At 69.7% G+C, this 12,187-nt stretch carries 11 protein-coding genes; 5 read left to right on the top strand and 6 right to left on the bottom strand.

What is annotated here, in order from left to right; translation table 11 throughout:
• Positions 1-137: 137 nt before the first annotated feature.
• Together ACVOK1_RS18665 and ACVOK1_RS18660 are read right to left on the bottom strand one after the other, a co-directional pair.
• Positions 138-1,217, bottom strand: a complete 1,080-nt coding sequence (locus ACVOK1_RS18665; RefSeq protein WP_481562896.1) for an NAD(P) transhydrogenase subunit alpha — start codon at positions 1,215-1,217, stop codon at positions 138-140.
• A gap of 52 nt (positions 1,218-1,269) precedes the next feature.
• Positions 1,270-3,618 carry a DUF1631 domain-containing protein gene (locus tag ACVOK1_RS18660; protein WP_313052982.1) on the bottom strand — a complete coding sequence of 783 codons (2,349 nt, stop codon included), beginning with the start codon at positions 3,616-3,618 and terminating at the stop codon, positions 1,270-1,272.
• Positions 3,619-3,949: 331 nt separating this feature from the next.
• Between ACVOK1_RS18660 and ACVOK1_RS18655 the strand changes: the two genes are divergently transcribed.
• From ACVOK1_RS18655 to ACVOK1_RS18640, 4 genes are read left to right on the top strand one after another with little or no spacing between them, the layout of a single operon-like run.
• Positions 3,950-4,528 (top strand): nitroreductase family protein, encoded by a 579-nt coding sequence (locus ACVOK1_RS18655; RefSeq protein WP_406232888.1) that lies wholly within the window; start codon positions 3,950-3,952, stop codon positions 4,526-4,528.
• A complete protein-coding gene (locus ACVOK1_RS18650) occupies positions 4,525-5,502 on the top strand; it encodes a 5'-3' exonuclease (protein WP_481562895.1) in 978 nt (325 codons plus the stop codon). Before ACVOK1_RS18655 ends, ACVOK1_RS18650 begins: the two co-directional genes overlap by 4 nt.
• Positions 5,499-6,053, top strand: a complete 555-nt coding sequence (locus ACVOK1_RS18645) for an NUDIX hydrolase (protein WP_164075021.1) — start codon at positions 5,499-5,501, stop codon at positions 6,051-6,053. The genes ACVOK1_RS18650 and ACVOK1_RS18645 overlap by 4 nt, the downstream gene beginning before the upstream one ends.
• Positions 6,046-6,843, top strand: coding sequence for an N-formylglutamate amidohydrolase (locus ACVOK1_RS18640; protein ID WP_481562894.1), 798 nt, complete (start codon positions 6,046-6,048; stop codon positions 6,841-6,843). Before ACVOK1_RS18645 ends, ACVOK1_RS18640 begins: the two co-directional genes overlap by 8 nt.
• 6 nt (positions 6,844-6,849) lie before the next feature.
• Here the strand turns inward: ACVOK1_RS18640 and ACVOK1_RS18635 are convergent, their stop codons facing one another.
• Positions 6,850-7,521, bottom strand: coding sequence for a DUF7716 domain-containing protein (locus ACVOK1_RS18635; RefSeq protein WP_481562893.1), 672 nt, complete (start codon positions 7,519-7,521; stop codon positions 6,850-6,852).
• Positions 7,518-8,930: an MFS transporter gene (locus ACVOK1_RS18630; RefSeq protein ID WP_481562892.1), complete on the bottom strand. Its 1,413-nt coding sequence runs from the start codon at positions 8,928-8,930 to the stop codon at positions 7,518-7,520. The genes ACVOK1_RS18635 and ACVOK1_RS18630 overlap by 4 nt, the downstream gene beginning before the upstream one ends.
• 91 nt (positions 8,931-9,021) lie before the next feature.
• On the opposite strand from ACVOK1_RS18630, the gene ACVOK1_RS18625 reads away from it, so the two are divergent.
• Positions 9,022-9,921 (top strand): LysR family transcriptional regulator, encoded by a 900-nt coding sequence (locus ACVOK1_RS18625; protein ID WP_313205562.1) that lies wholly within the window; start codon positions 9,022-9,024, stop codon positions 9,919-9,921.
• Between the two features lie 252 nt (positions 9,922-10,173).
• Here ACVOK1_RS18625 and pip read toward each other — a convergent pair whose 3' ends face one another.
• Both pip and prmC read right to left on the bottom strand, forming a co-directional pair.
• Positions 10,174-11,115: a prolyl aminopeptidase gene (gene pip / locus ACVOK1_RS18620; RefSeq protein ID WP_481562891.1), complete on the bottom strand. Its 942-nt coding sequence runs from the start codon at positions 11,113-11,115 to the stop codon at positions 10,174-10,176.
• Positions 11,116-11,163: 48 nt separating this feature from the next.
• Positions 11,164-12,021, bottom strand: a complete 858-nt coding sequence (gene prmC / locus ACVOK1_RS18615) for a peptide chain release factor N(5)-glutamine methyltransferase (RefSeq protein WP_481562890.1) — start codon at positions 12,019-12,021, stop codon at positions 11,164-11,166.
• Positions 12,022-12,187: the final 166 nt, after the last annotated feature.

Raw genomic sequence — 12,187 nt, 5'->3', positions numbered from 1 at the left:
GTCGGAGGGGGAGCTTTTGCGGCGGGTGTGTGGGGTTTTTGCTTTGTGTGCCCCTTGCCGCCGCCCCCCGCGCGGTGGGTTTGGTTTGTGGTGTACCTATTTTGCTGCTTTAATTGGGTCTCCCCCCCCCACGCCGTCTACTGCTGCCAGCGCGTCTTCGCCAGCAGCTCGTCTTCCCAATCGACACCGAGCTGGCCGCCCTGCACGAACAGGGTGACGAAGTTCAGCAGGTTGCGCGCGTACATCTCGCTGGCCTGGGTGGCGCCGCGGCTGGCCAGGTTCAATGGGCCATCGATGGCCACGCCCTGGTGGTCGATGCACTGGCCCGGCTGGGTCAGCGCGCAGTTGCCGCCGCTCTCGGCGGCCAGGTCGACGATCACGCTGCCCACCGCCATGCCCTCGACCATCGCCGCAGTGACGATGGTGGGTGCCGGCCGGCCCGGCACGGCCGCGGTGCAGATCACCACGTCCACGCTGCGCAGATGGTCGGCCAAGCGGCGCTGCTGCTCGGCGCGTTCCTCGTCGGTCAGCGCGCGCGCATAGCCGCCCTCGCCCGCTGCGTTCACCCCCAGGTCGAGGAAACGTGCGCCCAGCGACTGGATCTGTTCACGGGTTTCCGGGCGCACGTCGAAGCCTTCCACCTGCGCGCCGAGGCGGCGCACGGTGGCGATCGCCTGCAGGCCGGCCACGCCGGCACCGATCACCAGCACCTTGGCCGGGCGCACGGTACCGGCTGCCGTGGTCAGCATCGGGAAGAAACGCGGCGCGCGCTCGGCGGCGATCAGCGCGGCCTTGTAGCCCGCCATGCCGGCCTGCGAACTGAGCACGTCCATGGCCTGCGCACGCGTGGTACGCGGCAGCTGCTGCAGCGGGAACAACAGCAGGCGGTCGTCACCTGCCAGCGCCGCCAGCGATGGATCCGTGGCGGGAGTAAGCAGGCCGACCACGCTGGCGCCCGGCTTGAGCTGGGCCAGTACCGCCGCCGGTGGCGCCTGCACGCACAGCAGGATGTCGATCTCGTTCCAGCGGCCGGCGTCGAAGGCGCGCGCGCCGGCATCGTCATAGGCGGCATCGGGGAAGCCCGCAGCCAGTCCGGCGCCGGTTTCGTACCAGACGGTGATGCCCAAGGCCCCAAGCTTGCGCGCCGTTTCCGGCGTCAGTGCCACGCGCCGTTCGCCCGGCGCGGTCTCCTTCATCCCCAGCAACGCCACGGCCATGCAGGTCCCCGCTGATCGGTGAGTTTTCCCGATCCTAGCAGGCGGCCACCCCTCAGTGCAGGGTGGCGCTGCCCGGGTCCAGGCGGTCGATCACGCCCTGCATGGCGCTGTCGAAGGCGCCATCGTCGACGTGGGCGCGCAGGCGGCCCAGCCGCACCATCACCGCCAGTTCTTCCGGCGAGGCCACGCAGAAGCGCACGCCGCGGCGGTTGACGAACAGCAGGCGCGAGGAGATCGGGCTGATCCAGGACAGCTTGCCGGCCTGGACCTTGCCGTCCTTGTCGACGAAGTCCAGCCAGTTGCCGATTTCCATGCGGCGGAAGCGATCGGCGTCGGCATTGTCGAAATCATCGGTATCGACCTGCCCGGCCAGTTCCACGGCACTGGCTTCGGGCACCGGCGCGGTCGGCAGCGCGACCTGCGGCAGTTCCGGCAGCGCGCGCTGCAGTTCCGGCCGCGATTCGGCAATGCCCTGCAGGGTGCCATGCAGCGCATCGATGGCGGCCGAGGCCGCATCACCGTGCACGCCGACACTGGCGAACACCTTGGCCAGCACCGGCTGCCAGGCCTGCAGCCACGGCTTGCCGATGATGTGCCGGCGTGCCTCGGCCACTTCCTCCAGCAGGCCATCGCCCAGGCTGAGTGCCTCGGCCACGGACGCGCCGTCCTCGCCCTCGCGCAGCAGCGCCAGGGTCAGGTGGTGCTGCCACGGCTGGCGCAGGAACTCGGCGATCGCCGGCGGCAGGGTGGCATCGCCGATGCGGCGGTCCAGTTCGGCGCCGGCGCGGTTGCGGGCCATCTCCAGCTTTTCCTGGCCACGCTGCGTTTCAGCGGCGCGGCGCTCGGCGATTTCCACGCGGCGACGATGCTGCAGCAGGAAATCGCGGAATTCTTCTTCCAGGGTCAGGAAGATCGCCAGGTTCTCGTTGAACTCGGCGACCAGGCGCTCGATGATCTCCTCGACCTTGGCCATCAGCATGCGCTCGGCCTGGCTTTCGCCGGTGTTGCCTTCGCAGGCCTCGGCCAGCGAATTGAGCAGCTTGCGGGCCGGGTGGGTCTTCTGCACGAACATGCGGCGGTCGAGCATGGCGACCTTGACGAAGGGCACCACCAGGCGGCCGATCAGCTCGCGCGAGCGGCCTTCCAGTTCGCGTTCGTCCAGCATCACGTCGAACAGCATGCCGACCAGGTCGATCGCATCCTCGTCCTGCGGGTCCAGCCGGGTCTGGCCGGGGTCCACGCCGAGGCGGGTGGCGTTGGACAGCACTTCGCTCTTCAGCCGCTGCGCCAGTGATTCGCCGTCCTCGCCGATGGCCGCGCGCAGGGTGGCGCTGGGCGTGGCCTGCAGCAGCGACAGCACCGACATCATCTCGCGCTGGCTGAGCGGGCGATGCTGGCCCACCGCCACCTGCGCGGCCGACGTGGCGTCCTCGCGGACATGCCGGGTCTGCTGCAGCAGTTCGTGCAGCGCCTCCAGCAGCATGCCCTGCTGGCCAGGATAGGCTTCGCCCGACCCGGCCGACCCGGCCGGCGCGCCGCCGGGCATGCCATGTTCGTCGGGCAGCTGCTGCATGTGGCCACGACGTTCGGACCAGCGCGCGGCAAACCGCTGCGCCCAGGCCGGTGCGGCCTGCTCCTCGTCGCTGAAATCGGTCTCGAAGCCCGACGTCTGGCGCTGCTCGACCAGGTCGTCCAGCCCGTGCGGGGCCTGCGGGGCCGGGGCCGCCGACAGCGGTCGCCGCGGGGCGCCCATCTGCGGCATCACACCGGCGGCCGCCAACTGCTCGTCCAGCTTCTCGTAGATGCGGCCCACCGGCGTGCGCATGTCGCGCTCGCACAGCTTGATCAGCACCAGGTGTACTTCCGGGGCCAGCTCGCACCCGGCGAAGGCCTGGTGGATGGCCACGCCCAGATGTTCGGGGCTGATCGGATCGAGGTCGGCGTCCAGTTCCAGGCCGCCGACCAGCCAGCCGAGGCGGCGGTCGAGGCGGGCCAGCACCGGCTTGAAATCGCGCAGCAGCACGGTGGCGAAGTTGCGCACCGCCAGCCGCGACTCCAGGACATGCTCGGGAATGAGGCTCAGGCTTTCCTCGGCCGGCCCGGACAGGGTGGCTTCGGCGGACAGCGGATGGCCGTCGGCCAGCGCGGCCCAGGCCTGGTCCAGGTGGGCGGCAAACGCCGCGGTGATCTCGTCCCGGCGCCGGCGCAGTTCGCGCATGGCATCCAGGAACAGCAACTGCGACGAGCCGGCATTGCCGGCTCGATCGAACAGGGCATCGTCAAACCGCGCCAGCGCCGCGCCGAAAGCCTGGCCCAGGGCGGGCAGGACAGCGTCCCGCGCACGCTGGAGCTGGGCCGGGTCACGACCCGACGATCCCATCTGAGTGGGCGCACTCATCATTCGGGAAGGCTCCCCACCTTCTCTGGTACGACAGACATCATGGACATCGCGACGGCCGGTACACCCCATGTACCAGATCGTCGATGGTAGGCCGGCCAGCCCGTCACGGACAGTGAAACAGTCCTCACTTCAAACCTCACGACCGGCGGCCCGGCAAGACGGATATCCTAAGCCGTGCGGGGCCTGCGAGGCGAGGGGAAGGGCTCGCCGGTTGCCCGGCAGTGGCATGACGTTCATCACAGTTTGATATTGAAGGGGCAAACACGACGCAGACAGCGTCACCAACCGCCCCGACTATAATCTTCAGCCCGTGATGACCGGTTCAGACTCCATGCCCGACCCCGCTGCCCTGCTCGCCCTCGACGCCCGCCGTTCGGTGCCCTCGCGGCAGCTGGGCGAGCCCGGCCCGGACCCGGCCACCCTGCTGCGCATGCTGCAGTCGGCCGTCCGCGTACCCGACCACGGCAAGCGCGTCCCGTTCCGTTTCCTGAAGATTGCCGGCGATGCCCGTCACACCCTGGGGGACTTCCTGGTCGAACGCAGCCGCCAGCGCGATCCGCAGGCCGGCGAGGCGGTGTTCGAGAAGGACCGCCAGCGCTTCAGCCACGCCCCGGTGGTGATCGTGGTGGTGGCCAGCCCGCGCCCGGACGCCAAGGTGCCCGAGCAGGAGCAGCTGATGACCGCCGGCTGCGTCTGCTTCGCCCTGCTGCAGGCCGCCCAGGCGCTGGGCTTCGGCGCGCAGTGGCTGACCGCGTGGATGGCCTTCGACCCCGCCGTGCATGCCCACCTGGGCCTGGCCGAGGGCGAAGGCATCGCCGGCTTCATCCATATCGGCACCCCCAAGGCCGACGTGCCCGAGCGCGAGCGGCCGGACGCCGCGGCCCTGCTGCAGGACTGGACCGGCCAGTGAGCGCCGTGAATGCCGTGCCGCTGCCGCCGCCGCTGTACCTGGTGGATGCCAGCATCTATGTGTTCCGCGCCTGGCATTCGCTGCCGGACGAGTTCCAGGACAGCCAGGGCTGGCCGACCAATGCGGTGCACGGGTTCGCCCGCTTCCTGCTGGACCTGCTCGAGCGCGAGCGCCCCCGGCACATCGCCATCGCCTTCGACGAAGCGCTGGACAGCGGCTTCCGCCACCGCCTGTACGCGGCCTACAAGGCCAACCGCGACCCGGCGCCGGAAGCGCTGAAGCGCCAGTTCGTGCACTGCAAGGCGCTGTGCGCGGCGCTGGGCCTGGTGGTGCTGGCCCACCATGACTACGAGGCCGACGACCTGATCGGCAGCGCGCTGCACCAGCACCGGCACAGCCATCGCGGCCTGATCATTTCCGCCGACAAGGACCTGTCGCAGCTGCTGCTGGACCACGACGAACAGTGGGACTACGCACGCAACCAGCGCTGGGACGTGGCCGGAGTGAAGGCGCGGCACGGCGTGCACGCGCACCAGATCGCCGATTACCTGGCCCTGTGTGGCGATGCGGTGGACAACATTCCGGGGATCAGCGGCGTCGGCGCCAAGTCGGCGGCGGTGCTGCTGGCCCATTTCGGCAGCATGGACGCGCTGTACGAACGCCTGAACGAAGTGCCGTTCCTGCGCCTGCGCGGTGCCGCACAGATGGCCGTGCGCCTGCGCGAGCAGCGCGACCACGCCCAGCTCTGGCGGCAGCTGACCACCATCGCGCTGGACGCGCCGCTGGAAGGCTGCCAGCCGGGCCTGCTGCGCCAGGCGGCGGACCCGGAGCTGCTGGGCGGCCTGTGCCAGGCGCTGCGCTTCGGCCCGCTGACCCGCCGCCGGCTGTTCAGCGCCGCAGGCGTCAACGATCCCGGTTCGGCCACTGTGGCCGGTCCCGACCATTCCCTCCCCTCCTCCAGCGAGCCCGCATGAGCCAGAGAAACACCGAAGCCCCGCGCGTCGTCTACGAAGGCAAGTACCAGCGCATGGTCGTGCGCGGCAGCTGGGAATACAGCGAACGCACCCATGCCGGCGGCCTGGCGGCGATCATCATCGCGGTCACCCCGGAGGACAAGGTGCTGTTCGTCGAACAGTTCCGCGTGCCGCTGCAGTCGGCCACCATCGAGATGCCGGCCGGCCTGGTCGGCGACATCAATGCGGGCGAGTCGATTGAAGTGTCGGCCGTGCGCGAGCTGGAAGAAGAAACCGGCTGGACCGCCGAGCACGCCGAAGTGCTGATGATCGGCCCGACGTCCTCCGGCGCCAGCAGCGAGCAGATCGCCTTCGTCCGCGCCACCGGCCTGCGCCGCATCGGCGAAGGCGGCGGAGATGAGAGTGAAGACATCACCGTGCACGAGATTCCGCGCGCCCAGGCCGCCGCCTGGCTGGTGCAGAAGATGGGCGAAGGCTACGCGCTGGACGCCAAGCTCTGGGCCGGCCTGTGGATGATCGAGCACCACCTGGATGGACGCCCGCGTGGCTGATGCCGACCTGCACGTGGCGCCGGCCCTGCTCGGTGCCGACGATCCCGCGATCTACACGATCCACCGTGCGCAGGGTGCATCTCCCTTCCTGCTGCTGGCCGACCACGCCGGCCAGCAGGTGCCGCGCGCGCTGCATGGCCTGGGCCTGGCGCAGGCCGAGCTGGACCGCCACATCGGCTGGGACATCGGCATCGCCGGCACCACCCGCGCACTGGCCGGGCTGCTGGATGCCTGGGCCATCGAACAGACCTATTCGCGGTTGCTGATCGACTGCAACCGGCCGCTGGCCTCGCCCACGCTGATCCCGGAAGTGAGCGACCACACCGTGGTGCCGGGCAATGCCGGGCTGTCGGCGGCGCAGCGGCAGCAGCGCATCGATGCCATCCACGCGCCGTATCACGCGCGCATCGATGCCGAACTGGACGCACGCCGCGATGCCGGCCGCCCCACCCTGCTGGTGATGATGCACAGCTTCGCCCCGGCGATGAACGGCGCGGCGCGGCCGTGGCACGCCGGCGTGCTGTACTACCAGGACACGCGCTTCGCCCAGGCACTGCTGCAGGCGCTGCGCGATGAAGGCGACCTGGTGGTGGGCGACAACGAACCGTATTCGGTAAGCAGCACCAGCGACTACGCGGTGCCGGTGCATGGCGAAGGTCGTGGCCTGGTGCATGTGGAGCTGGAGATCCGCCAGGACCTGATTGCCGATGTGGCCGGGCAGCAGGCCTGGGCGGAACGGTTGGCGCGGATCTTCAGCGCGTTGCAGCCGGCGTTGCTGGCGGTTGGGTAATCGTCATCAACGCAACACGGGCGCGTCCATCCACGGGAACGGCTTGAACCCGTGCACCTGCACGGTCGCGCCGATGGCTTCGAACTGATCCTTGATGGCCTGCGCGCGGTTGCGATCCAGCGCTTCGCCCAGCAGCAGCGGCAACGCACGGCAGCGTGCCAGCGCCTCACCCACAGGCACCTGGTGCAGGTGCGCCACGGCCTGCGCGGTGGCCTTCAGCTGCTCGTCCACACACGCCAGCAGCTGCAGATCGAACGAGGCAAAGATGCCCGCGCCTACGCCGGCATCGCGCGCGGCGGCCTGGTCTGCGGCCGTGGCCTCACCCAGCGCCTCGTCGATGCCTTCGACCTGCTGGAACGCGTCGTACTCGTGGTAGTGCGCCAGCGCCTGCGCGTACTCGGCCAGCGTGGACAACGGGCGCTGCCGCTTCTGCACGTCGAGCACGTCGGCGAACGTCGCCGGTTCCAGATAGGTGGACAGGCCCAGCGCGCGCGCCTCGGCCGGCACCTCGCTGTCATCGTCGAACGCGGTCTCCTCGTCGGGCGGCAACCAGAACCGCGCCTGCAGCAGGTCACCGTCGGTGGCATGCACCCAGCCGAAGGACGCGTACACGCCATGGTCGTCGTTGCAGGCGGCAAACGCGTGCAGGGTCTGTTGCAGGTCCAGCAGTTCGATCATGCGTTGTTGGCCTGGCCATCAAGGGAACCGCAGTCTACCGGTGCCGGGCGCAGGCCCAGCGCGATGATCACGCCGAACAGGGCGAACAGCGCGGCGCCGTACTCGGCACGCACCAGCCCGGCCAGCGCGCTGGGCGAGCCTGCAACGCCGGCGCCGGCATTGGCCACCATCACCAGCACCGCAAGCCCCAGCGCCCCACCGATCTGTTGCGCGGTAGCCGCCATGCCAGATGCGACACCCTGCTGTGCAGCCGGCACGCCCTGCCCGGCCACGATCCACATCGAGGTCCAGGTCATGCCCTGGCCGATGCTCAGCACCACCACACCCGGCAGCAGCGGCCAGAAGTTCGAGGCGTGCGGGAGTGTTGCTGCGACCCAGGCGATGCCGACGGCGCCGGCCAGCTGGCCGAGCACCAGCACCTTGCGTGCACTCCAGCGCTTCAGCGCCCACTCGGCCAGCTGGATACCGACCGTGCACACCGCCGTCGCCGGCAGGAACGCCAGGCCGGCCTGCAGCGGACTCCAGCCGTAGCCATCCTGGAAATACAGCGCCATGAAGTAGTACTGCACGCCGTAGCTGCTCATGAAGGCGAAGGTGAGGCCGAGCGCAGCGCGCAGGCCGGGCAGGCGCAGCAGCGCGAACTGCATCAACGGGTCGCGGCTGCGCTGTTCGATCTGCACGAAGGCCACCAGCAGCAGCGCCGACAGCAGCAGGCAGCCCAGCGTGGCCGGCGCGGTCCAGCCCCACTCCGGCCCCTGCACGAGGGTGGTCACCAGCAGGCTGCCGCCGAGGGTGACGGTGATGCAGCCGGCCAGATCGAACGAGCGCCCCTGCGCGCGCGGGCCATCGGCCGGCAGCCATGCACCGGCGGCGACGGCGCAGGCGGTGGCCAGCGGCACGATCACCGCCAGCACGGCCGGCCAGCCGAACGCCTGGGTCAGCACGCCACCGAGCAGGGTGCCCAGCGCCAGGCCGACCGCGCTGGCCATGCTCCAGATCGCCAGCGCTCGGTTGCGCACCGGGCCCTCGGCATACAGCGTGTTGATCAGCGCCAGCGTGGCCGGGAACAGCAGTGCGGCACCGATGCCCTGCGCGGCGCGCGCGATGATCAGCAGCGTGGCGTTCGGCGCCAGCGCGCCCAGCAGCGAGGCCAGCGCGAACAGCAGCATGCCCAGCCGGTAGAAGCGGCGCCGCCCGATCAGGTCGGCGGCGCGCCCGCCCAGCAGCAGGCTGCCACCGAAGGCCACGGTGTAGGCGCTGACCACCCACTGCAGCTGCTGCGCGTTGATCTGCAGCGCGCGGCCCATGTCATGCAGGGCGACGAAGATGATGGTGGCGTCCAGGGCGATGATCAGCTGGGCGGTGGCCAGCAGGGTCAGCGCCCAGCGCGGGTACTTGAGAGGGGGCATCGGCGGCGGTGGATCGGTGGGGGAACGCAGTCTCATTGATGCGGCGTCATCAATAAACCCCTGCCTGACCATATCTGTCATGATTTTCGGCATGAATGGATCCTCGTTGGACCTCAATGCCGTGCGCATGCTGGTGCAGGTGGCCGAGGCACGCAGCTTCACGGTTGCCGCCGGGCAGCTGGGCCTGAGCCAGTCCGGGCTGTCGCGCGCGATCGGCCGGCTGGAGGCCACACTGGGGGTGAAGCTGCTGCAGCGGAACACCCGCAACGTGGCGCTGACCCCGGATGGGCGCCAGTTCGTCGACCAGGTGGCGCCGCTGCTGTGCGGCCTCGAGGATGCCGAGCGGCAGCTGGCTGACCGTCCCTGCACGCCCTCGGGCACGCTGAAGATCAGCGCGCCGTCGATGTTCGGGCGCAAGGTGCTGGTACCGCTGCTGGGGCCGTTGCTGCAGCAGCACCCGCAGCTGCAGGTGGACGCGGTACTGAGCGACCGTCTGGTCGATCTGGTCGAGGAAGGCTTCGATGCCGCGCTGCGCACCGGTGTGATTGCCGACCAGCGCATCGTTGCGCGGCCGCTGCGTCCGCTGCGCTGGGTGACCGTGGCCAGCCCGGATTACCTTGCCCGTTGCGGCACGCCGGGGGATATCGCCGCGCTGCACGACCATGCCTGCCTGGCGGTACGCAACCTGCGCAGCGGACGCGTGGTGGACTGGCAGTTCCGGCAGGACGGCCAGCTGCACGACTTCACCCCGCCGACGCGGATGGTGTTCGACAGCGGCGACCCGCTGGTGGAAGCGGCCATCGCCGGCATCGGCATCGTGCAGGTGATGGATTTCGCGGTGGCCGATGCGTTGGCCGACGGCCGCCTGCAGCGCGTGCTGCAGCCGTTTGAAGGCCGCAGCCGCGAGCTGTCGCTGATCTACCCGCCGTCGCGGCAGCACTCGCCGAAGCTGCAGGTGCTGGCCGACGCGCTGCTGGCCGGCGACTGGTAGATCCACGCCATGCGTGGATGGGGGCCACACCGGGGTCAGAGCCTTTTCCGCGGAAAAGGGATCCGACCCCTTGCCGGCCAGCGGCCGGCACTACCGGGTGCAGTAGATCCACGCCGTGCGTGGATGGGGGCCACACCGGGGTCAGAGCCCTTTCCATGGGAAAGGGATCCGCCCCCTTGCCGGCCAGCGGCCGGCACTACCGGGTGCAGCAGATCCACGCCGTGCGTGGATGGGGATCCGACCCCGTGGGCATCAGGCGAAGCTGTCGGTGGCGCGCACCAGCGCGTCCACGTTCTCCGCTTCGAACGCCGAGTGACCCGAGGCCGGGGTGATCTCGAGCTTGGCCTTCGACCAGACCTTGGTCAGGTCCCAGGCGTTGGCCAGCGGGCACACCACGTCGTAGCGGCCGTGCACGATCACGCCCGGAATATCGGCGATGCGGTGCGCGTCGCGCAGCAGCTGGTCTTCCACTTCGAAGAAACCGCCGTTGACGAAGTAGTGGTTCTCGATGCGGGCAAAGGCCAGCGCGAAATGCGGGTCTTCGTGGCTGTTGATGAAGTCATCATCGACATGCAGGAAGCTGGTTGCGCCTTCCCACACCGCCCAGGCCTTGGCTGCTTCCAGGCGCGTGGTTTCGTCTTCGCTGGTCAGGCGGCGGTGGAAGGCCGAGATCAGGTCGTGCCGCTCCACGGCCGGGATCGGCTTCAGGTAGTGCTCCCACGCATCCGGGAACAGGCGGTTGGCACCTTCCTGGTAGAACCATTCCAGTTCCCAGCGGCGCAGCATGAAGATGCCGCGCAGGACCAGCTCGGTCACGCGCTGCGGATGGGTTTCGGCGTAGGCCAGGGCCAGGGTCGAACCCCAGCTGCCGCCGAACACCTGCCAGCGGTCCACCTTCAGGTGTTCGCGCAGCTTTTCGATATCGGCAACGAGGTCCCAGGTGGTGTTGTCCACCAGGTCCGCATGCGGGGTGGAACGGCCGGCGCCACGCTGGTCGAACAGGATGATGCGGTACTTCGTCGGGTCGTGGAACTGGCGCATCTTGTCGCTGCAGCCGCCGCCCGGACCACCGTGCAGCATCACCACCGGCTTGCCGTCCGGGTTGCCGCACTGTTCGAAGTACAGCGTGTGGCGGTCGTCGACCTTCAGGGTGCCGACGTCGTAGGGGGTGATGGCGGGATACAGCGTACGCATGCTTGCAGCTCCAGGGTGATGCCCTGCCAAGGCAGGAGAACCTCCATTCTAGGCCGGGCGATGGCCCAGGGTGATGCGGTCGCGCTGCTCCAGGTCCTGCGCGGTCCGCACCTGCACATAGCCCGCCTGCTCGAACAGCGCGCGGATCGCCTCGCCCTGGTCCCAGCCGTGCTCGATCAGCAGCCAGCCGCCGGGCAGCAGGTGCGCCTGGCCGCCGGCGACGATGCGGCGGATGTCATCCAGCCCATCCACGCCGGACGCCAGCGCGGTGGCCGGTTCGAAACGCAGGTCGCCCTGCTGCAGGTGCGGGTCATCGCTGGCGATGTACGGCGGGTTGCTGGCGATCAGATCGAAGCGCTGGCCCTGCAGCGGCCCATACCAGTCGTGCCCGCCTTCGGCGAAGCGCACGTTGCCCAGTTCATGGCGGGCGGCATTGCGCGCGGCCATCGCCAGCGCGCCGTGGCTGGCGTCGGTGGCCAGCACCTGGGCCTGCGGGCGCTCGCTGGCCAGGGCCAGGGCAATGGCGCCGCTGCCGGTGCCAAGGTCGGCCACCTGCAGGTCGCGATCGGCCGGCAGGCGCTCCAGCGCCAGCTCGACCAGCAGCTCGGTTTCCGGGCGCGGAATCAGGGTGAAGGGGTCGACCTCCAGGTCCAGCGTCCAGAAGCCGCGGCGGCCGGTCAGGTAGGCCACCGGTTCACCGGCCACACGGCGCGCCAGCAGGACCTCGAAGGCCGCCAGATCGGCGGCGGGCAGCGGATCGGTGGCGTGGGCGAACAGCCAGCTGCGCGGCCGGTCCAGCACGTGCAGCAGCAGCAGTTCGGCCTCGTGGCGGGCGTCGATGCCGCCAAGGCGGGCGCCGGCGTCGGCTACGGCCTGGCGCAGGGTGGGTTCTGTTTTGAAGGACATGCCTCAATTGTAGAGCCGAGCCCCCGCTCGGCTGTTTTAAAGGCAGCCGAGCATGGGCTCGGCTCTTATCTCTTCCGACTCTGGCACTTTAGGTGCCGAGAGCCCGGCGCGGACGACCGTTCGGCTCTAGGTCTTTTCGATCGCTCTGTAGCAAGGATCTCCGCGC

It is taken from the genome of Stenotrophomonas sp. STEN087, from assembly GCF_056759115.1.
Note: the sequence above shows the minus strand (reverse complement) of the source record. Positions and strands in the feature narration are given on the sequence as shown.

Coding starts and splice junctions, on each gene's coding strand:
- ACVOK1_RS18665 (WP_481562896.1), bottom strand. CDS start 1,217: ATGGCCGTGGCGTTGCTGGGGATGAAGGAGACCGCGCCGGGCGAACGG.
- ACVOK1_RS18660 (WP_313052982.1), bottom strand. CDS start 3,618: ATGATGAGTGCGCCCACTCAGATGGGATCGTCGGGTCGTGACCCGGCC.
- ACVOK1_RS18655 (WP_406232888.1), top strand. CDS start 3,950: ATGCCCGACCCCGCTGCCCTGCTCGCCCTCGACGCCCGCCGTTCGGTG.
- ACVOK1_RS18645 (WP_164075021.1), top strand. CDS start 5,499: ATGAGCCAGAGAAACACCGAAGCCCCGCGCGTCGTCTACGAAGGCAAG.
- ACVOK1_RS18635 (WP_481562893.1), bottom strand. CDS start 7,521: ATGATCGAACTGCTGGACCTGCAACAGACCCTGCACGCGTTTGCCGCC.
- ACVOK1_RS18630 (WP_481562892.1), bottom strand. CDS start 8,930: ATGCCCCCTCTCAAGTACCCGCGCTGGGCGCTGACCCTGCTGGCCACC.
- ACVOK1_RS18625 (WP_313205562.1), top strand. CDS start 9,022: ATGAATGGATCCTCGTTGGACCTCAATGCCGTGCGCATGCTGGTGCAG.
- pip (WP_481562891.1), bottom strand. CDS start 11,115: ATGCGTACGCTGTATCCCGCCATCACCCCCTACGACGTCGGCACCCTG.
- prmC (WP_481562890.1), bottom strand. CDS start 12,021: ATGTCCTTCAAAACAGAACCCACCCTGCGCCAGGCCGTAGCCGACGCC.